Below are 21654 nucleotides of genomic sequence, written 5' to 3'. Positions count from 1 at the left end.
ATAATTGAAAATCGTAAAATTGTAAAATATAAATTAGTCAGATGAAAAAGCTTTTATTGGGAGACGAGGCTATTGCTCAGGGCGCTATCGATGCAGGTCTGAGTGGTGTTTATGCCTATCCCGGCACTCCATCAACGGAGATTACTGAGTATATCCAGGAGTCGCCAATTGCCAAAGAGCGCAACATCCACCGTCGTTGGAGCACCAACGAGAAGACGGCAATGGAGGCTGCACTCGGTATGTCGTATATGGGCAAGAGGGCACTGGTGTGTATGAAACATGTAGGTTTGAACGTTTGCGCCGATCCGTTTGTTAACTCGGCTATGACGGGTACCAACGGTGGTGTAGTGGTTCTGGTAGCCGACGACCCATCGATGCACTCATCGCAGGACGAGCAGGACTCACGTTTCTACGCTAAGTTCGCCATGATTCCTACCTTGGAGCCTAGCTCACAGCAGGAGGCTTACGATATGATGCAGGAGGCTTTCGACCTTTCGGAGCAGTTGCATCTGCCCATCCTGATGCGTGTTACCACCCGTATGGCTCACAGTCGTGCTGTAGTTGAGGTGAAGGACGAGGCCCGTCCACAGAACGAGCTTAACTACAATGCTCAGGCCAGTAACTGGGTACTTTTGCCCGCCTTTGCCCGCAAGCGTAATGTAGTAGTAACCGGTCAGCAGCCTTTGCTGGAGCAGATGGCTGTTGAGAGCAAATATAACCAATATATCGATGGCGCCGACCACAAATTGGGTATCATCGCCAGCGGTATTGCTTACAACTACCTGATGGAGTGCTATCCTGAGGGTTGTCCTTTCCCCGTGCTCAAGATTTCGCAGTATCCTATCCCCAAGAAGCTCATCCGTCGTATGACCGACGATTGCGAGCAGGTGCTGATTGCCGAAGAGGGTCAGCCATTCATCGAGGATCAGGTTCGTGGTGTGATGCCCGGCAACGCTGTGATCAAGGGACGCTTAACAGGCGAGCTGCCTCGTACAGGCGAGTTGAATCCCGACTTCCTGAAGAAGGCACTGGGTTTGGAGAGCAGCGAGAGCTATGCACCTTGCGAGGATGTAACCCCACGTCCACCTGCACTGTGTCAGGGTTGCGGTCACCGCGATGTTTACACCGCTCTGAACGAGGTGCTGAAGGAGTATCCCAACGCCCGCGTATTCGGCGATATCGGCTGTTACACACTGGGATTCCTGCCTCCTTATAAGGCTATCCACAGCTGCGTAGATATGGGTGCATCCATCACCATGGCCAAGGGTGCCAGCGATGCTGGTCAGTGGCCTGCTGTAGCTATCATCGGCGACTCAACCTTTACCCACAGCGGTATGACTGGTTTGCTGGATGCTATCAACGAGAATGCTGACATCACTGTGATTATCAGCGATAACCTGACCACCGCTATGACTGGCGGACAGGATTCGGCTGGTACCAATAAGTTCGAGGCTATCTGTAAGGGATTGGGCCTTTCGGAGGATCACCTCAAGGTGGTTAACCCCATCCCCAAGAACATGCCCGAGATTACAGCAGCCATCCGCGAGGAGATTAACTACCACGGTGTGAGTGTGATTATTCCTCGTCGTGAATGCATGCAAACGCTGCAGCGCCATCTCAAGCAGAAAAAGGCAGCTGAGAAAAAGTGAATAGTGAATAACGAATAGTGAAAAGTGAAATGAAAACAGATATTATACTTTGTGGAGTAGGCGGTCAGGGTATCCTCTCGATTGCTACCATCATAGGCGAGGCTGCCATGAAGGAGAACCTCTATATCAAGCAGGCCGAGGTACACGGTATGAGTCAGCGTGGTGGCGACGTACAGTCGAATCTGCGCATCTCGAGCAACCCCATCAGCAGCGATCTGATTCCGCTGGGTGGTGCCGATGTAATTATCTCGATGGAGCCCATGGAGGCCCTGCGTTATCTACCATTCTTGTCAAAAGATGGTTGGATTATCACTTCGAGTGCTCCTTTCGTAAATATTCCCAACTATCCTGATATCGAGAAGATTAAGCAGGATTTGGAAAGCGTAAAGAATGTGATTGTGCTCGACATCGAGCAGGCCGCTAAGGATAATGGTGTGCCCCGTTCGGCCAACGTGATTCTGCTGGGTGCCGCCCAGAAGGCCTTGGGTATCGAGTACGATAAGTTAGAGGATGCCATCCGTCGTGTCTTCGCCCGCAAAGGCGATGCCATCGTAGATGCCAACATCAAAGCATTAGCCATTGGTAAAGCAGCACAGAAGTAATGGAAACTCCAATTAAAAGAGAAATAGTTGACTCGCTGGTAGCCGAGCTTGGCATTGAGGATTTTGCCAAGGCTACCATCCGCGAGGTAAAGCAGGTAGCTGCTAAGGCCGAGAAGGCGAGTGGGGTAGAGTTCATCAAGATGGAGATGGGTATTCCTGGTCTGCCTGCCGCTCAGGTAGGCGTTGATGCCCAGATAAAAGCCCTCGAAGGTGGCATTGCCCATTCGTATCCCGATATTCAGGGTGCACCCGTACTCAAGGAGGCAGCTTCGCAGTTTGTAAAAGCCTTTATCGGCGTAGATATCAAACCCGAAAGCTGCGTGCCAGTAACAGGTTCGATGCAGGGTACTTTCGCTTCGTTCCTCACCTGTTCGCAGTGCGACAAACAGAAGGATACCGTACTGTTTATCGACCCAGGATTCCCTGTGCAGAAGATGCAGCTGCAGGTGATGGGTGTGAAGTACGAGACTTTCGACGTGTATAACTATCGTGGCGATAAGCTGCGTGGCAAGCTCGAGAGCTACATGAGCAATGGTAACATCTGTGCCATCGTATATTCAAATCCCAACAACCCCTCGTGGATTTGTTTGCGCGAGGAGGAGTTGCAGATTATCGGCGAACTGGCTACCAAGTATGATGCTATCGTGATGGAGGATCTGGCTTACTTCGCTATGGACTTCCGTAAGGATCTCTCGAAACCTTTCGAGGCACCTTATCAGGCCACAGTAGCCCGCTATACCGATAATTACATGCTGCTCATCTCAGGTTCAAAGGCATTCAGCTATGCTGGCGAACGTATTGGTGTGGTTTGCATCAACGACAAGCTGTTCCATCGCCATTTTGCCGATCTCGCAGCCCGCTATCAGGGTTTGCCCTTCGGTCCTGTATTCTCAACCCGTATGCTGTATGCGTTGAGTTCGGGTACCAGTCATAGCGCCCAGTATGCGATGGCCGCTATGCTCAAGGCCGCTTACGAAGGAAAGTACGACTTCCGTAAGGAGATCAGCGTATATGGCGAGCGTGCCAAGAAACTGAAAGAGATTTTCTGTCGCCACAATTTCTATGTGGTGTACGATAAGGATTTGGACGAGCCCATTGCCGACGGATTCTACTTTACAATCGGATATCCAGGCATGACTTCTGGCCAGTTGGCTAAGGAGCTGATGTACTATGGTGTGTCGGCTATCTGCTTGATAACCTGCGGTTCCGAACAGGAAGGTTTGCGTGTTTGTACCTCGTTTATCGAGGATCACCAATACGCGCAACTCGAGGAACGCATGAAGGTGTTTGAAATCAATAACCCCAGATAACAAAAAGGCCCCCGCAAAATTGCGAGGGCTTTTTTATTATTCGTTACTCATATCTACGGCGGTGAACTTGAAATCCGATTCGGCAATGTTGCGCACATCGTAGGGTTTCTTGCTCTTAACCAAGTATTTGTTCTTCATCTTGGTGTACTTCTTCTCAACCTTCTTGCGGTCCACGTTGGCCACTACCACACAAGTACGGTTGGGCAGGTTGCGCTGATTGGCAAAAAACTCGCGCAGCTGGTAACTGTAGTTCTGTCGGCCGGCCAGCATCTGCTTTTTCTTGGTAACCCAAACGCTGTCAACCTGCTGAATATTAGTGAAATATACGGTAGAATCGTTGAACGAAGCAACGAATCCGAACATATACGCATGTGGAACCTTTACATTTTGTGCCTGCACGTTAGCGGTGCCGGCAGCCATCAGTACGATGGCAAGTGTAAGCTGTTTAAATAATCTCATTATCCTAAATATGTCTTTAAAAATTTATTCGCTTTGCTGTTTCTTAGCTTGCGGATAGCCTTTTCTTTTATCTGACGTACGCGTTCGCGGGTTAATCCAAACTTGGTACCAATCTCCTCGAGTGTCAACTCGGGCTGGTTAATGCCGTACGATGCCTCTACCACGTTGCGCTCGCGCTCGTTCAGGGCACTCAGGGCGTTTTGTATCTCCGATTTCAGCGACTCTTCAACCAACTGGTTATCGGCCAGTGGCGCATCGCTGTTAGCCATCACGTCGAGCAAGCTGTTATCTTCGCCCTCAACAAACGGTGCATCCACACTAATCTGGTGCCCGTTAATGGCCATCGCCTCGTCAATCTTCTCTTGTGGCAAATCCACTTTCTCGGCTATCTCATCTACCGATGGGCGGCGCTCGTTAAGCTGCTCAAATCGGTTTATCTCACGATTGATCTTGTTTACCGATCCCACCTGGTTCAGGGGCAGTCGTACGATACGACTCTGCTCTGAGATGGCCTGCAGAATACTCTGACGTATCCACCATACGGCATACGAGATGAACTTGAAGCCGCGTGTCTCGTCAAAACGTTCGGCCGCTTTCAGCAATCCTAAGTTGCCTTCGTTAATCAAATCTGGCAGCGACAATCCCTGATTCTGATATTGCTTAGCCACAGATACCACGAAACGAAGGTTAGCCTTCGTTAATCGCTCCAACGCTTTTTGGTCTCCTTTTTTAATGCGTTGTGCCAATTCAACCTCTTCCTCAGCCGAGATCATGGTCTCTTTACTAATCTCTTGTAGATACTTTTCCAGAGCCGCACTCTCACGGTTGGTTATAGATTTAGTGATCTTTAGTTGTCTCATCGTGGTAATAATATGTTTAAGTTGGCCGCAAAAGTAAGACTTTTTCCTGAAACAACCAAAAAAAAGCCACGAATTTTAATCATTCGTGGCTCTTTTTTATCTATTTGTGCTTATTCGTCCTCCAAAGGAACTGCAAAATAGCCTTTTTTGCCTGTTGGATAGATACCCTGAATATAGAGAACTGGCTCCTTAGACTTCGAGGCTGTCTTAACAATCTCCTGCAGGTCGTTGATACTCTTCACGCTCTGATCGTTAACGCGCTGGATGATAAAGCCCTGAGGCACACCAGCCTCCTTCAGTCGTCCGCCGCTGACCTTGAGCACTTGCAGTCCGTAGCCGATGTTGAGCTGCTCCTTCTGTGAGTCGGTGACGGCACGGAACTGTCCGCCAAGCACGTCGATATCAGCATCCTTCACCACCTTCGTGTTGCCCTTCTCGTTCTTCAGGGTCAGTGTGGCAGTCTTCTTAGACTTGTTGCGCAGATAGGTGACGGTAATCTTGTCGCCAGGACGCTTCTGGGCGATGATGCCTGTCAGCTCACCAAACTTGGTCACCTTCTGTCCGTCGATGTGGGTGATCACGTCGCCTTCCTTCAGGCCGGCATCCTCGGCAGCGCCATCTTCTACTACCTTTCCGATATAGATTCCTTCCATGGTGCCCAGATCGACATCCTTGCCTTCCTCTTTCTGAGCGTCAACATAATCTTTCACGTCGCCACCCTGGATACCAATCATACCACGCTGTACGTTTCCATATTTCTTCAAGTCGTCAACAACCTTGTTCATGATCGAGGTAGGAATAGCGAAGCCATAACCGATGTTAGAACCTGTAGGTGAAGCGAGCATGGCGTTGATACCAATCAGTTCGCCACGGGTATTTACCAGTGCACCACCAGAGTTACCCTGGTTGATGGCAGCATCGGTCTGAATCATCGACGACACGAGATTGGCAGTACGCTTGTCGCGTGGGTCGTTCATTGAACGTGCCTTTGCAGAGACGATTCCTGCAGTGACAGTATTGTTCAGTCCGAGTGGGTTACCTACGGCCAGTACCCATTCTCCAACCTTCACGTTGTCGCTATTAGCGATGACAATGGCAGGCAGGTTCTTGGCATCAATCTTGATGAGCGCCAAGTCGGTTGTGGCATCAGCGCCGATGATGCGGGCTGAATATTCTTTATTGTCGTTGAGGGTAACCATCAGTTCGTCGGCACCATCCACCACATGGTTGTTGGTGACGATATAACCATCTGCCGAGATGATCACACCAGAACCTGCTGCTACACGCTTTGGGGTCTGAACCTGGCGCTGGCGACGGCCACCGTTGCCCTGACCACGACCAAAGAAACCGCCGAATGGATCAGAGAAGAAATCCTCAAATGGATCGCTATACTCAACGGTCTCAATCTTTGAGTTCTGGGTGTTCTTGATGTAAACCACCGCTGGCAGCGCTTTCTCGGCTGCATAGGTAAGGTCTACAGGCTGACCAGCTGGTGCTGCTGGAGCCGATGTAACGATAGGAGCTGGAGCAGTAGCTGCGTTAGAGTTAGCGAATGCTACTACTGAAAGAGTCAAAGCAACAGCGCATACGGCGGGAGTTGCTGCATTTACGATCTTTTTCATATTCTCATTCATTTTTTTAATGTTTTAAATTCTACATTCAGGTTTCCTTTCACGTTTTGATGGTGCAAAAATAAGTGCATTATTTTAAATACTGACAATTTGACGCAAAGATTTGTCCCAATTTAACAATTAGGCATAAAAGCTTAACGAGCATTTGCGATTAACACTTAAAATCTTAAATTACTGACAATTTTAAGTATTTATTATGATTTTAGTTGCATATTTTTAATTATGTGTATAATTTTATGTATAATATTCGTGATTTATGAATTTTATTGCTAACTTTGCACGCAGAAAACGCACTGCAACGGTTTGTCGCTGGCGCTTCTGAAAGGTCGCGCGAGAGGAAAGTCCGGGCAGCATAAGGCGCTCCACTTCTGAAAGTAGAAGCTATTGGTGACAGTAGGTGCCGGCAGAAGAGAACGACCGCCTCATTTGAGGTAAGGGTGAGAAGGTGGTGTAAGAGACCACCAGCCAGCGGGTGATCGTTGGGCTGTGTCGACTGGAGGCTGCAAGTTCATGTATACCATCGTCTGAGGGTTGCCTGCCCAACGACGCAAGTCACGATGGAGGGTAGAACGCTTGAGCCATGAGGCGACTCATGGACTAGATAAATGACAAACGCCATGCTTGCATGGTACAGAACCCGGCTTATAGGGGCAGTGCTTTTTTCTTTGATAATTATGACACTCAAAAAGATATACCGTACACTTGTTCTCACCATTCGTTTCTTCACTACGAAACGAGTGATGACGCAGGCGTCGGCTCTTACTTACAGCACCTTGCTGGCCATCGTGCCCATCCTGGCGGTTATCTTTGCCATTGCCCGAGGCTTTGGTTATAATAAGTATATCGAGATATGGTTTCGCGATGCCTTATCGTCGCAGCCGCAGGTGGCCGATATCCTGACCGACTTCGTCAACAGTTACCTGATTCACACGCAGAGTGGTATCTTTCTGGGCGTGGGCTTGCTGTTTATGCTCTACACGGTGCTGATGCTGGTAAACAATGTGGAGGAGACGTTTAACGAGATATGGCAGGTAAGCAATGCGCGCCCCATTATGCGTTCGCTCACCAACTATATGGCTATGTTCTTTGTATTCCCCATCATCATCGTGGTGTCGATGGGTCTTTCCATCTTCATGGCCACCATCGCCAGACATACCGACGGACTGCTTATCTTAGGTCCGGCTGTACGTTATCTGCTCGACTTTTCGCCTTACCTGCTGCTCTCGCTGCTGTTTGTAGGACTTTACGTATATATGCCCAATACCGACGTAAAGATTAAGAGCGCCATCGTACCAGGCATCCTGTCGGGTGTGGCCATGCAGCTGCTGCAGTTGTTCTACATCCACTCGCAGATCTGGGTGACAGGCTACAACGCCATCTACGGATCGTTTGCCGCCCTGCCATTGTTTATGCTGTGGCTGCAGATATCGTGGACCATCTGTTTGTTTGGTGCACAGCTCACGTTCACCAACCAGAATATGGATCGTATTGGTATCAACCTCGACGAGATCAACATGCATCCGCTGGTTGATATGACGGATGACGAAACAGACGAAGCGGCCAGAGAATTATACTCCGACCGCCTCGACTCATTATAAAACCATTTATTACTTATTGCTTCATCAAGTAGGCTTTGAAATCAGCAAAGTCCTTACTCATGGCTACGCTTTGCTTTTCGCCACGCATAAAGGCAGCCAAGCGCTCGGGTATCTCTACGTCGATACCCAGAATCTCATCTACCTTCTCCTTAAACTTAGCAGGGTGAGCTGTTTCGCAGAACACGCCGAACTCGCCAGCCTGCAGTCCGTCGGCCAAAGCCTGATAGCCGCAAGCACCGTGAGGATCAAGGATATAGCCCGAAGCCTTGTAGCATTCGCGCATGGTTTCGCGAATCTGCTCGTCGCTATAGGTAGCACCGCTAATCAGCGCGCTGATCTTCTCGTGACTCTTATCGTACAGGTCGTATATACGGGCAAAGTTCGAAGGATCGCCTACGTCCATCGCGTTAGCCAAAGTCTGCTTCGATGGTTTGGGCTCGTATTTGCCAGTCTGCAGATACTTGTAGAAGATATCGTTAGCGTTGTTAGCTGCAATGAATCGCTTGATGGGCAGTCCCATCTCATGGCCGAACAATGCTGCACAGATATTGCCGAAGTTACCCGATGGCACGCACATCACCAGATTGTCGGCCTTACCCTGTTCCTTCATGCGGGCATACGCATTAAAGTAGTAGAACGCCTGGGGCAGGAAACGGGCCACGTTGATTGAGTTGGCTGATGTCAGTTTCATGTGTTCATTCAACTCGGCATCCATAAAGGCATTTTTTACCAGCGCCTGACAGTCGTCGAACACCCCATCTACCTCAATAGCGGTAATGTTCTTACCCAGTGTAGTAAACTGGCACTCCTGAATAGGACTTACCTTGCCCTTGGGATACAGCACATATACGTGGATACCCTCAACGCCCAGGAATCCGTTGGCCACAGCCGAACCAGTATCGCCGCTGGTAGCAACGAGTACGTTCACCTGCTTATGACCAGACTCTTGCTTGATAAAGTACTGCAGCAAGCGCGCCATAAAACGGGCACCCACATCCTTAAATGCCAGCGTTGGTCCGTGGAACAACTCCAAGGTGTAAATGTTATCTTTAACGTTCACCACAGGACAGTCGAATGCCAGGGTGTCGTACACGATATCATGCAGGGCATCAGGATCTACATCTTCGCCAAAGAAAGCGCTGGCTACGGTGTAGGCAATCTCCTGAAAACTCATTTTCTCGATGTTGTCGAAAAACTCCTGGGGCAGCTTGTTGATACGCTCGGGCATATACAGTCCGCGATCCTCAGCCAGTCCCTTAACTACTGCTTTGTGCAAGTCGGCAATAGGAGCCTTGCCGTTGGTGCTATAGTACTTCATATTTTTTGCATTTTTGCATTTTTTCATTTTTACATTTTTTCATTGAATCTTCATGAATTCATGCATGAATTCTTGAAGTTTCAGCAGGCCGTAACTACCTGATACGCAGCTCAATTCATCGTATTGCTGTACCTCATCGGGGGTGATGCCTTTGTGCCAGATGAGGAAAGGCACGGGCTGCCCCACGTGAATGCGCATCTCAACGGGTGTCAGGTGGTCAGGCAGTACTGCCAGACATACGGGCTCGTTCATCTTAAGGATGTGCTCGTAGATGGGCTTGATGAGTCGCTGGTCCAGATACTCGATGGTTTTCAGCTTCAGCTCCAGGTCGCCATCATGTCCGGCTTCGTCGCTGGCCTCAACGTGTACAAACACAAAGTCGTCGTGCTCCAGCGCCTCGATAGCAGCCTGCGCCTTACCCTCGTAGTTGGTGTCGGCCAGTCCGGTAGCACCTTCCACTTCCACAATCTTCAAGCCAGCATAGTGACCAATGCCGCGAATCAAATCCACAGCCGAAATTACGGTGCCCGATTTGATGTCGGGATACTGCTGCATCAGCGTTTCCATCGACGGACGATAGCCACCGCTCCAAGGCCAGATGCTGTTAGCCTGTCGCTCGCCCTTAGCGGCCTTAGCCTGATTATAAGGGTGCTTAGGCAACAGCTCCTGCGATTTCAGAATCAGGTCGTTCAGCAGGTCGGCTGTTTCCTGAGCCTCAGGAATATCAGCCTTTACCAGCAGTGGGCGCCACTCCTCGTTGGGATGATCATGGGGTGGGGCGCAAGTAATGTACTTGTTGCCGCCCTTGATTACCAGCAGGTGGCGATACTGTATGCCCGTAATAAATTTTACGCGCTCGCAGCCCTCACGCTCGTTGATGGGCTTGGCCAGAGTTTCGTTCAGATAGTCAATCAGCAGTCGAGCATCTTCTGTTTCCAGATTACCGCCGTTATGCGTAATAATCTTACCGTCCTGCAGATTAATGATGTTGCAGCGCAAAGCCAGATCATCGTCGGCCATCTCGTAGCCTATCGAGGCAGCCTCCAGTGGTCCGCGCCCCTCGTACACCTTATTCAGGTCGTAACCCAGAATCGCTGTGTTAGCCACTTCGCTACCAGGAGGAAATCCCTCGGGCACCGTAATCAGTCGCCCGCAACGTCCCTCCTTAGCCAGTTGGTCCATCATCGGCTTCGCCGCATATTGTAGTAATGTCTTCCCGCCCAGTCTTTCAACAGGCAGGTCAGCCATTCCATCTCCCAAAATAACAATGTGTTTCATAATAGTGTATGTTGATTAAATGTTAGCGATTGACATGATGTTGGCGAACACGCCTGCTGCGGTAACTGATGCGCCGGCACCGTAACCTTGTATCAGCATCGGGTACTCCTTATAGCGCTCGGTGGTTAGCAGCACGATGTTGTTCGAGCCCTCCAAGCGATAGAACGGATGGTTGATGTCCACCTCACGCAGCGCCACATTCGTTACGCCATTCTCCATCGTGGCCACAAAACGCCAACGCTTACCCTCGGCCTCCAGCTTCTGGCGGCGAGCCTCAAAGTCGGCATCCAGCGCAGGCAACTTCTTCCAGAAGTCATCCACCGTGCCCTCAAAGTACTCGTTAGGCACAAACAGGTGCTTCTCTACATCGGTCTGCTCCACCTTGTAGCCAGCCTCACGGGTCAGAATCACCAGCTTGCGAATCACGTCGGTACCACTCAGGTCGATACGTGGATCGGGCTCGCTGTAGCCCTGCTCCTTGGCACGTCGTACCGTCTCCGAGAAAGGCACGTCGGCAGCAATCTCGTTGAAGATAAAGTTCAGCGTACCACTCAGCACAGCCTCGATTTTCAGGATCTTATCACCCGAGTTACGCAGGTCGTTAATGGTGCCGATGATAGGCAGTCCGGCACCCACGTTGGTCTCGTAACGGAACCACACGCCACGGTCGCGAGCCGTTTTCTTCAGCTTCATATAGTTGGCGTAATCGCTCGAAGCCGCCAGTTTGTTGGCTGCAATCACGCTGATGTTATGCTCCAGGAACGATTGGTACAGCGCAGCTATATCCTTGCTGGCGGTACAATCCACAAACACGCTATTAAAAATGTTCATACCAATCACCTCGTCACGCAGATTCTTACCCTGCGCCTCGGGTGCCTTCAGCAGCTCACGGTAGTTTTCCAGATCGATGCCATCGCGGTCGTAGACACCAGCCTTCGACGAGGCGATACCCACCACGTTCAGCTTCAAGCCGTTACGCTGCATCAGTGTTTCGTACTGACTGCGAATCTGCTCAATCAGCTTGCCACCCACGGTACCCACACCGCAGATAAACAGGTTAAGCACCTTGTACTCAGAGAGGAAGAACGAGTCGTGCAGCACGTTCAGCGACTTACGCAGGAACTTGCCATCCACTACAAACGAGATGTTCGTTTCCGAAGCACCCTGTGCACAGGCAATCACGCTGATACCGCTACGGCCCAGTGTGCCAAACAGTTTTCCTGCGATACCTGGTGTATGCTTCATGTTCTCGCCCACGATAGCGATGGTGGCCAGTCCACTCTCGGCATGCATGGGGAACATGGCGCCCGTCTCAATCTCCTTGGCAAACTCGTCGTTCAGCACCTCTACAGCATCGTTTGCATCCTCGTCGCGCACACCGATTGAGGTTGAGTTCTCTGATGATGCCTGTGATACCATGAACACACTGATACCCTTGTTGGCCAGCGTGGTGAAAATGCGGCGGTTCACACCAATCACACCCACCATCGAAAGTCCTGTTACGGTAATCAGCGTTGTACCCTTAATGCTGCTGATACCCTTAATAGGCTTCTGGTCGTTCTCAATATGATCCTTAATCAGCGTGCCCGGGTGTTCGGGGTTGAAGGTGTTCTTAACCTTAATGGGAATGTTTTTTACGCAAACGGGGTAAATGGTTGGGGGATAGATTACCTTGGCACCAAAGTTACACAGCTCCATTGCCTCGATGTAGCTCAGCTCGTTAATGGTGTAGGCCGTCTTAATCACACGTGGGTCGGCGGTCATAAAACCATCCACGTCGGTCCATATCTCAAGCACCTCGGCATCCAGTGCTGCAGCAATGATGGCGGCGGTGTAATCGCTACCGCCACGTCCCAGGTTCGTGGTCTCGCTGGTATCCTTATCTCTACTGATAAAGCCAGGCACCACAGCCACCTCGGGCATATCTTTAAACGCCTCGCGAACCAGCTGGTTGGTCAAATCAGCCACCAGACGGTGCTTGCCGTTCTTCTTTTCTGTACGGATAAAGTCGCGACTGTTCATGCGCTTGCCACCCTTAATGAGTGTGGCCACGATGTTCGACGATAAACGCTCGCCGTAACTTACAATCGCATCTTCGGTCTTTTTCGAGAGGTCGTGAATCAGATATACGCCATAATAAATGCTCTTCAACTGGTCGAACAGCTGATCCACTTTGTTGAATAAATCTACGCGCTTTTTGTCATCGGTAATGATGGTGTCGATCATTTGGTGATGTCGTGTCACCATAGCGTCGAATTCCTCGCGCCACTTGTCGTCACCCTTCAGGGCCATCTGCGATGTGGCAATCAACTTATCGGTGATACCGCCCAGCGCACTAACTACTACTACGACAGGTTGCGTCCGAGCCTCTGTCTCAACGATTTTTTTCAAGCTAAGAATGCTTTTTACGGAACCTACGGACGTTCCGCCGAATTTCAATACTTTCATATTCCTATGCAATTTATCTTGCCTTTAGCGGTACCCTTAAACAAGCAGGGCTTCATCCACTGGCGCTGCAAAGGTAAGTGTTTTTAAGCAAATGGCCAAATTTCTGAAAGAATTTTTAGTCATTTACTTTCATTTTATCATAATTCCCGTATAAATTCTTCCACTTTTTATACCCAGGCGCCTGGCCGAGAAAAACTGGTCGTAGTGCTCATAGGTACAAACAGCGGCTGTTTCAATGTGTTTTTCGATTACGCCCATCAGCTGTATATCCAGCGCATTGGCCTGCCAAAGGTCGATGTGCCACTTGCCGTTACGCTTAAAGGCTATGCGGTTCATGTCGAAACCGGCCTGTGCAAAGGCGTCGTACACCTCGTCGCCCACCTCAAAGGCATCAGGACCGATGCTGGGACCTATCACAACCTTCAGGTCTTCGGGTTTCGTGCCGTATCGCTGCTGCATGGCCTCGATGGTTTTGCGGCCGATACGAGCCACAGTGCCTCGCCATCCCGCGTGGGCAGCTGCTATCGCGCGCGTGCGTGCATCATACATAAGTATAGGCACACAGTCGGCTGTTGATACGCCGATGCAGGTGCGGGGCAGGGTAGTGATCAGGGCGTCGATACCCTCAAAGCGGTCGCCCAGGTTCTGGGGCGTTACCTCAGCCACCTTCGTGTCGTGTACCTGACGTGGCAGCACCAGATGCTGGTCGTCAATCTCCAGCATCTGGCACATGTCGCGTCGGCAATCGGCTACGTGCTGCGCATCGTCGTCGGTATACCAGGTAATGTTAAACCCCTGGTAAGGTTCGTCCATATCCACAAAGCCTCGCTCGGTCGAGAAGGCAATGATGTCGTGTTCTTTCTGCAGATGTAGCATGCCGTTGGTTTTTATTCGCCGAAAATCTCCTTCAGTTTGTCCTGCAGGCCCTGTGCGCGCAAGCCGCGAGCCACAATCTTACCCTGTGGGTCGATCAGCAGGTTGTCAGGAATGCTGTTCACCTCGTAGGTACCTGCAGCTACTGTCTTCCAACCTTTCAGGTCCGACAGATGAGTCCAAGGCATCTTCAGGTCGGTGATAGCCTTTACCCAAGGCTCCTTTCTGTTGTCGAACGACAGTCCTACGATATCAAAGCCCTTATCGTGATACTTCTCGTAAGCCTTCACCACGTTAGGCATCTCAGCGCGACAAGGAGCGCACCACGAAGCCCAGAAATCTACCAGCACCCATTTGCCTTTGCCCACGTACTCGCTCAGCTTGTGCATGTTGCCGTCGGCATCAGCCTCCTCCAGGTCGGTAAACTGCTTACCAATGTAGGCAGCCTTCTTAGCTCTGTCGGCCTGCTCAAACTCGTACTCCTTAATAGCGCTCTGCACGGCGGGGTGATTAGCCCAAACAGGCTTGTTAGCCATAATCTTCTGCAGCTTCTCCAGTCCGAATTCCTCCAGATACTGCTCCACAAAAGCCACAGGAATCATGGTGTTCACCTCGTCGGTATAAATCTTCTCCAATCCAGCCTTTACACCCAGTTTGCCGTAGGCCGCATTCATGTCGATATCGTAGCGCACCAGACGCTCGTTCTGGGCCGATCCTGTTACGGTAGTGTCGTTCAGGTTCACGGTGATAGGTGTGCCATCGTTGATAATGGGCATCATCCAGCTAACGCTACTGTTTCTGATTATCAGCAACGCATTCTTCTCGGCTGTACCGCTGATGCTGAACTTGCCGTTCTCAACCGTCGCATTCTCCATCTTACGTGCCTGAGTGTCAATCACTACCACCTTAGCGCCGTTATCCTTACTCACACCATTTACGGTGTAGTTTACCTGTTGGGCCTTAGCCCCTGCAGCCATCATCACAGCAGCTGCCAATAATACCTTTTTCATAACTTATGGTTTGTTAATATTAAAAATCTAATTTTCGCCTGCAAAGATACAAAAAATCGTAATAACATTACACCATTCCAACTTTTTTTACTATTTTTGCACGCAAATTAATTTTATAACCATAATAATCAACCCAGCCACTCCCTATAACTCACCCCAACTCATCCAAAATATCATCACCGCCCTGAAGCGGTGATGTTTTATTTGATGTCAGGCATCAGCTCCTGGCAGCAATATTTTTATCCACAAAAAGTTGGAACTTTACGAATTATTTCTTATATTTGCGGCATGATACTAATAACAACAAGTAAATATTAAAGTAATACCATTATGAAAACAAACCTAAAACAATTGATGCTATTGGCATGTTTCATGCTGAGCTTTGTGGCGTGTACTAACGACAGTAGTGATAACCCTGCAAAAGGTATCGACCGCAGGATTGTGGGCAGCTGGTTCTCGGATGTGTCGGGGATGACCTATGCCAAGTGGAACTATGGTAAGACATGGCAGAACACCGAGTTTAAGGCCGACGGTACGGGCAGCACCCGTATCTACTATACCTTGGAGGATGATGCCATCGGTTGCGAGAAGATTGACTTTACCTACACGGCATCGGCCAGCGGTGTGCTGACGATGACCCCGAACGACCGCGAGGTGATGAACGCCAAATGGCAGTTGGAGGGCGACGAGCTGAGTTTTGGTGATGGCGATGACATCAGTCTGACTTTCAAGAAAACCACCAGCGATATGGCTGCCATGTTCGACACCTGGAGCAACGACGATGAGATGATCGACGTGCCGCAGCCGGCCAAATACACCGTGTTTGTATATGGCAATGCGGGTGGCACCATGGATGAGATTATAGAACAGGGCTTATGGGAGAGGCTACAGCAGTACCTGACCGACCACAACAACGTGCGCGTGGTGTGCATGTATAAATATGGTAAGGACCAGCCGGATAAAGGAAAGGCCTTTACGGGCAAATATGCAGAGCCTGGCGATATCGTGTGGTTTGAGCTGACCGACAAGACCGACCTGAACAAGATTAAGGAAAGTGGCATGCAGGCTATCGGCATGGGCGAGGAAGCTAAGCAGCTGAAGATATGCAACCCTAACACCATGCGTATGTTCTTGGAGTTCAGCAGTCTGCAGTGCCCAGCCGAGGATTACGTGATGGCCATCTGGGGCCACGGTTCGGGCTTTGATGCCCTGTACGATGTGCCAGGCAAATACGAAGTACAGCAGACTCGTGGTACGACCCGTGGTGTGATGGCCGACGAGTGGGTAGATGACGAGTGGATGGACATGTACGAAATGAACGATGCCATGAAGGCTGCGGGTATCGAGAAGTTTAACACGCTGATGTTCCACAACTGCTATATGGGCAATATCGAGACACTGACACAGGCACGTAGTTTTGCCGACTACATTTTTGCTTCAGCCCATATACTGAGTAGCGGAGGCGAACTGATGATGGAATTTATTCGCGGCCTTATAGAAACAGGCGATGCCGAGAAGGCTGGCAACCTGATGTTTGAACGCTGTACACCTGAATGGCAGAACAGTTATGTAGACGAAGCCAATAATGATTACGCTAACGGCGACTACAAGATGATTCGCACCGATAAGTTCGAGCCCATCATCGATGCAGCCAAGCAGCTGTGCGACCGCATTCTGGCACTCTATCCCACACAGAAGGAGGCCATCGATCGCGCCACCAAGGGCGTGTATCGTTTCCAGCCTATCGATGCACAAAAAAACGAGTTCTTTAACCCATTCTTCGACATCGCCAACTATGCCCAGCTGCTGGCTAAGGAAACCGACGATGCTGAGCTGAAGACCATCTCGGCTGCGATGGACAAGGCCTTCGACGAGGCTTTTGTATACTATCGTGATGTGAACAACAGTAAGGAGCATCTGGATCACTATACGCTGAGCATCTGCCTGATGAGTAAACTCTTCTACACCTTCGACTACATGACGAATATTCCGGAGTTAAAAGCCTTGAACAACTACAATGTGGGTTACGAGAAGTGCGACTTCCACAAGCTGACGGGGTGGGGCAACTGGCTCAATACCAACGAGCAGTACCTGGACAGCAATCCACAGAAAGGTGGAGGCGGTAAATTAGAATAATATCTCTGACAATGAAAAAACAACTGTTCACAATCATTCTCGCTCTGTGCGTGTGCTCGCTGCCGCTGATGGCTGTGGTGAGCGGAAGGTCGTTGACCAACACGCTGAAAGACCTTTGTACGGAGTTGCAGGCAACCTTTATGCAGCGCTCGGATGCGCAGAAGCGCTTTAACGAGGATTTTGATCGTCAGCATAAGCGGATGATCAACGTGATTACCGAGTCGAACGAGCTCTCGATCCTGCTCTACACCCAGGAACAGGAGATGACGTTCGATCTGGCCTACGCGCTGAAGAAAGTGACGGCCAACTACAAGGACTTCAGTAAAGACCGACGCCCGTACGACCGGATTGTGAACAGTTTGAACTACGAGATTGACCGCAATGCCCGACTGATTGAGGCCCTGCGACGACTGCCGCCGATGATGAAGGAGATAGAGATGGAGATTCTGCCCGACAGCTTGTTGTACCGTAACGACTCGCTCGATGTGCATCTTTCCGACTCGCTCTCATTGCTGGAAAAAGAGGTTATCAGGATTGCCTTCAAGGATTCGCTATCTGCCCCCTTTGTGCTGGATTCGATAGGCGAGGCATATCGCGACTCGTGTATCTTCTTCGTGTCAGAGATACTGAAGATGAACGCCAGTAACCGTGCTACCATAGTGGCCGACAGTACGCACTATCAGGAGGCATACCTGCGACTGAAGGAGACCTACGACTATGCCGAGCAGCGCTATCAGGCACTGGAACGCTATATCTTTGTGGACGGACAGACGCCGTTTTTGGACATTATGGCCAACCCTGGTTATTATTGGAATAAAACCAATGTTGACTTGCGGGGACAGTACAGCCTGAAGGAACTGAGCGACGGGATGGATGAAAGCGATTTGGATGACGACGACGAGGATGATATCGCGTTCTTACAGCACTTTTCGAGTAAGGCCGAGAATACCATGCTGGTCGTCGTATGTATCGTACAGCTGGTGGGACTGGTATTGTTCTGGGCGTTGGCCCTGCTCGTACTATGGCTGCTCTACCGTTATACAAGACTGAAGCGCTATGTGCCGAAGCGCAAGCTGTCTATCATCTCGATACTGCTAGGCACCTTTATTTACTTCGTGGTGTTCGGATTCTCGCTGTATGGCGACGAATATATCAATCTGGGTGTGGCGCATATCAACACCTTCCTGTGGCTGCTGATTGCCATCACGGGCTCGTTGTTGCTGCGCGTAAGGCCCGAGCAGTTCCGACAGGGCATCATGCTCTATTCGGCTACCTTCCTGGTGGTGCTGATGATTATCTCGTGCCGTATCACCTTTATGCCCGACAAGCTGATGGTGCTGCTGTTTCCACCCATCCTGCTGCTAATTGTTATCTGGCAGTTGTGCTGCTGTATCTGGTTGGGCAGTAAGGCCACATCAATCGACCGCACCTTGGGCTGGTGGGCATTGGCCGTTTATCTGGTGTCCTTTGGGTTCGCGTTTATGGGCTATACCTTTGTGGCATTGCTCATCCTGGTGTGGTGGTATTTCCTGTTGGCAGCCTGGCTCACCGTGGTGTGCATACGCGACCTGATGAACCGCTACAAAGAACGCTGGATCGACAAGCGTGTTGACAGTCTGCGCAATCGCATTACCTATGTTTCGGGCGAAGATCGTGAGCAGCTGTTGTTTGGTGCTACGTGGTTCTACGACCTGATTCGTCAGGTGGCCATTCCCTGCATTGTGCTGCTCTCGTTGCCGTTGTGTGTGCGCCTGTCGTTGGGCATCTTCGACTTCGACGATCTGTTTGTACGCTTCTACGAACGACCGTTTATCCATCTCACCGACATGAACGATGTGGAGACGTTGAGCATATCGGCCCAGAGTATCATCTATCTGCTGATACTCTTCTACGTCTTGCGTTACGTCAGCAGGGCCGTACACGCCATCTGGCAGTATGCCCGTTACGTTACTTTTATGCGTAAGCATAACCGTGATTCCATCCGTCCGAACGAAATCAACCTGTCGTTGGGCAACAGTATCATCAGTGTGTTTATCTGGATGGTGTTTGCTTTGGTGGTTATCACGGAATGGCAGATTCCTACGGGGTCGTTAGGACTGATAGCGGGAGGTCTGTCGGCTGGTGTCGGTCTGGCGCTCAAGGATGTGATCAACAACTTTATTTACGGCATACAGCTGATGGGTGGACGACTGCGTGTAGGCGACTGGATAGAGTGCGATGGTATCCGTGGTAAGGTAACGGCCATCAATTACCAGTGTGTGCAGGCCGAGACTATCGAGGGCACGGAGATGTCGTTCCTCAACTCGTCGCTGTTTGGTAAGAACTTCAACAACCTGACGCGTAACAACTCGTATGAGTTGACGATTATCACCGTGGGTGTGGCTTACGGAACCTCGGTGCAGCATGTGCGTGAGGTGTTGGTTGAGGCGATGCAGAAGATGTGTACCAAGGATAAATACGGACGGGATATTGTGGATCCCAAGTACGGTGTTTATGTGGTTGTGGGAAATATGAGCGACAGTGCTGTTGACATCAATGTGAAACAGTATGTGTTGGTGGCCGAGCAGATTGGTTATCGTGATCGTGCCAAGGAGGTGATCTACGAGGCCCTCAACGCCGCGGGCATCACCATCGCCTTCCCTCAGTGCGATGTACACTTGATTTCAAACGAAGAAAAATAAGTTTAACTAACCTTTTATGATTATGACTAAAAAGTACCTATTAACCCTTGCAGCCGTTCTTTGCTGCGTAATGACTATGACGGTGATGACCGCTTGTGTAAATGATGATAATTCTGCTGGTTCCGACCGTCCATCAGGGCAAACCGAGTATGCCATCCTGTTATATGGTTATGGAGGTCGCAATCTCGACATTGGTATCTTGGGCAACATGATGGATTTCTACAAAGCCAAGTCCGAAAGCTACGGTAAGGTAAAGATAGCCTGCCAGTACAAGTACTCGTCGGCCGAAGATATGCAGAAGTATTGGTTCAACATGCTTGACGAAAAACTGCCCGACGAGACCGTAAAGGCTATTAAGGATATGGAACTGCAGACCGTACGTTTCGTCGTCGACAATACCGTAAATGCCCCCAATGAAAATGTTCTGTTGAACAAGGAGTATATTTATGGCCCCAAGGACAACTACGTGGCCAATGTCGATTCGCTCACCAACTTCATCAACTGGGCCACCAAAGCCTGTCCTGCCAAGCACTACATCCTGATTGTGAGCGACCATGGTGGCGGCTATCAGCCACACGACGACCTCACATTTAATGCGCAGGCACAAACTCGAGGCGTACTCTACGACCAAAACCACAACCCTAACGAACACTTCACCGCATCGTCATTAAAGTATGCCATCGGTCGTGCTAATGCTCACATGGACGTGATTTATCTCGATGCCTGCCTCATGAATACCATCGAGTATCAGTTCGAACTCAAGGAACTTGCCAACTACTTTATCCTGTCATCATTCACAGTGCCTGGAGCAGGTGGCAGCTATTCGGTACTGATCGACGAGTTGGCAAAGAACACTGGCGACATAGAAACAGCCCTGAAGAACTTCAACAAAGCCAGCGTCGATAAGTGGGACAAGGATGCTGCCAAACAAGCTGCACAGGGAAGTACAGAATCCAAGTGGGACTATCACGACATGACCGTTACCCGCACCAGCGCCCTCGATGCCTTTGGTGCAAAGTTCAAGGAGTTTACCGATAAACTCGTGGCCGCTTACGCCGACGAAAGCCATAAGGCAAAGATTGATACCATCACCAAATACGCCTTCAAGGTTAACAACGAGCGTCCGGGCTACGATCTGGTAGATTATGCCAAGAGCATAGCAGATGCACTGCCCGACGTTTACGATGATCATTTCGCTCTCGAGATAGGAACAGCTTTCAACAACTGTCTGGTAAGTCAGTATTGCAGCGATTTCCTGATGAACAAAGGTCTGTCGGTAGATTGCAGCATCATGTTAGGCGTAGAGGGTAGCTACTATTTTTACGACTATGATAGGGAAAAACCTGAGATTCTGAAAGGATACAAAATTTACCATGCCGACGGCAAATTGGCTAAATACACCACTGGCGTAACAGAACCAGAGATAAGCACCTGGCCATCTACACTGCAGGATACCTACGGGCAGTTAGCATTCGACAAGGCAACCGGTTGGAGCCGCTGGATCAAGCTCAACAAACAGCTGCCCTGCAATAATAGTCCCGTAGAGATGCATTATCCCATCGAATAAACATCCTACAGTTATAAACAGACTACAAAAAATACCCTCAGGCTTCGCTTTGAAACCTGAGGGTGATTTCTTAGAGTCCCATACACGAGGTAGCTCCCAGTGCCGTTACAATCGCAGTTGCGATACTCGCAATCATCTGGATGATGAACTTCAGGGTTTCTTTCTTACTCATAACTCACCTCCTTTCGTTAGTTCATGTCTGAGCCGCCACTACCTGGGTTGCTGGGCTGATTG

Annotated in this window: 16 protein-coding genes and 1 other RNA gene; 8 read left to right on the top strand and 9 right to left on the bottom strand. The window is 50.1% G+C overall.

Features of this window, described 5'->3' with window-relative positions; all coding sequences use genetic code 11:
* Positions 1-41: 41 nt before the first annotated feature.
* From T500_RS0111520 to T500_RS0111510, 3 genes are read left to right on the top strand one after another with little or no spacing between them, the layout of a single operon-like run.
* The gene (locus T500_RS0111520; RefSeq protein WP_028908239.1) at positions 42-1649 is read left to right on the top strand and encodes a thiamine pyrophosphate-dependent enzyme; all 1608 of its coding nucleotides are present in this window, start codon (positions 42-44) and stop codon (positions 1647-1649) included.
* 29 nt (positions 1650-1678) lie between these two features.
* Complete coding sequence (locus tag T500_RS0111515) at positions 1679-2251, top strand: indolepyruvate oxidoreductase subunit beta (protein ID WP_028908238.1); 573 nt, start codon at positions 1679-1681, stop codon at positions 2249-2251.
* Positions 2251-3561, top strand: coding sequence for a pyridoxal phosphate-dependent aminotransferase (locus T500_RS0111510; RefSeq protein ID WP_028908237.1), 1311 nt, complete (start codon positions 2251-2253; stop codon positions 3559-3561). Before T500_RS0111515 ends, T500_RS0111510 begins: the two co-directional genes overlap by 1 nt.
* A gap of 36 nt (positions 3562-3597) precedes the next feature.
* Here the strand turns inward: T500_RS0111510 and T500_RS0111505 are convergent, their stop codons facing one another.
* The 3 genes from T500_RS0111505 to T500_RS0111495 all read right to left on the bottom strand — a co-directional run bounded on the left by T500_RS0111505 (position 3598) and on the right by T500_RS0111495 (position 6502).
* A complete protein-coding gene (locus tag T500_RS0111505) occupies positions 3598-4020 on the bottom strand; it encodes a hypothetical protein (RefSeq protein ID WP_028908236.1) in 423 nt (140 codons plus the stop codon).
* The gene (locus T500_RS0111500) at positions 4020-4880 is read right to left on the bottom strand and encodes an RNA polymerase sigma factor RpoD/SigA (protein ID WP_028908235.1); all 861 of its coding nucleotides are present in this window, start codon (positions 4878-4880) and stop codon (positions 4020-4022) included. Before T500_RS0111500 ends, T500_RS0111505 begins: the two co-directional genes overlap by 1 nt.
* 110 nt (positions 4881-4990) lie before the next feature.
* A complete protein-coding gene (locus T500_RS0111495; protein ID WP_028908234.1) occupies positions 4991-6502 on the bottom strand; it encodes a trypsin-like peptidase domain-containing protein in 1512 nt (503 codons plus the stop codon).
* A 299-nt stretch (positions 6503-6801) separates the two neighbouring features.
* Between T500_RS0111495 and rnpB the strand changes: the two genes are divergently transcribed.
* Both rnpB and T500_RS15895 read left to right on the top strand, forming a co-directional pair.
* Positions 6802-7172, top strand: an RNA gene (rnpB, locus tag T500_RS16505) — RNase P RNA component class A.
* 13 nt (positions 7173-7185) lie between these two features.
* Entirely contained in the window at positions 7186-8109 is a 924-nt protein-coding gene (locus tag T500_RS15895; RefSeq protein ID WP_051612042.1) for a YihY/virulence factor BrkB family protein, read from the top strand.
* 13 nt (positions 8110-8122) lie between these two features.
* Here T500_RS15895 and thrC read toward each other — a convergent pair whose 3' ends face one another.
* The 5 genes from thrC to T500_RS0111465 form a co-directional block, all read right to left on the bottom strand.
* The gene (gene thrC / locus T500_RS0111485; protein ID WP_028908233.1) at positions 8123-9427 is read right to left on the bottom strand and encodes a threonine synthase; all 1305 of its coding nucleotides are present in this window, start codon (positions 9425-9427) and stop codon (positions 8123-8125) included.
* A 39-nt stretch (positions 9428-9466) separates the two neighbouring features.
* A complete protein-coding gene (locus T500_RS0111480; RefSeq protein ID WP_028908232.1) occupies positions 9467-10705 on the bottom strand; it encodes a cofactor-independent phosphoglycerate mutase in 1239 nt (412 codons plus the stop codon).
* Between the two features lie 15 nt (positions 10706-10720).
* Positions 10721-13153, bottom strand: a complete 2433-nt coding sequence (thrA, locus tag T500_RS0111475) for a bifunctional aspartate kinase/homoserine dehydrogenase I (RefSeq protein WP_028908231.1) — start codon at positions 13151-13153, stop codon at positions 10721-10723.
* A 129-nt stretch (positions 13154-13282) separates the two neighbouring features.
* Positions 13283-14029, bottom strand: coding sequence for a peptidoglycan editing factor PgeF (gene pgeF / locus T500_RS0111470; RefSeq protein ID WP_028908230.1), 747 nt, complete (start codon positions 14027-14029; stop codon positions 13283-13285).
* An 11-nt stretch (positions 14030-14040) separates the two neighbouring features.
* Positions 14041-15036: a TlpA disulfide reductase family protein gene (locus T500_RS0111465; protein ID WP_028908229.1), complete on the bottom strand. Its 996-nt coding sequence runs from the start codon at positions 15034-15036 to the stop codon at positions 14041-14043.
* 330 nt (positions 15037-15366) lie between these two features.
* Here T500_RS0111465 and T500_RS0111460 point away from each other — a divergent pair, with 330 nt between their 5' ends.
* The 3 genes from T500_RS0111460 to T500_RS0111450 are packed head-to-tail and all read left to right on the top strand — an operon-like array spanning position 15367 to position 21420.
* Positions 15367-17172, top strand: coding sequence for a clostripain-related cysteine peptidase (locus T500_RS0111460; protein ID WP_080694877.1), 1806 nt, complete (start codon positions 15367-15369; stop codon positions 17170-17172).
* Between the two features lie 11 nt (positions 17173-17183).
* Positions 17184-19853, top strand: a complete 2670-nt coding sequence (locus T500_RS0111455; RefSeq protein ID WP_028908227.1) for a mechanosensitive ion channel family protein — start codon at positions 17184-17186, stop codon at positions 19851-19853.
* Positions 19854-19875: 22 nt separating this feature from the next.
* Positions 19876-21420 carry a clostripain-related cysteine peptidase gene (locus T500_RS0111450; RefSeq protein WP_196243512.1) on the top strand — a complete coding sequence of 515 codons (1545 nt, stop codon included), beginning with the start codon at positions 19876-19878 and terminating at the stop codon, positions 21418-21420.
* A gap of 70 nt (positions 21421-21490) precedes the next feature.
* On the opposite strand, the gene T500_RS16990 is transcribed toward T500_RS0111450, so the two are convergent.
* Entirely contained in the window at positions 21491-21592 is a 102-nt protein-coding gene (locus T500_RS16990) for a smalltalk protein (RefSeq protein WP_155267491.1), read from the bottom strand.
* Between the last annotated feature and the right edge of the window lie 62 nt (positions 21593-21654).

Source organism: Xylanibacter ruminicola Ga6B6 (genome assembly GCF_000687715.1).
GTDB lineage: Bacteria > Bacteroidota > Bacteroidia > Bacteroidales > Bacteroidaceae > Prevotella > Prevotella ruminicola_B.
The sequence above is the reverse complement of the archived record's forward strand: the minus strand, read 5'-3'. Positions and strand labels throughout refer to the sequence as shown.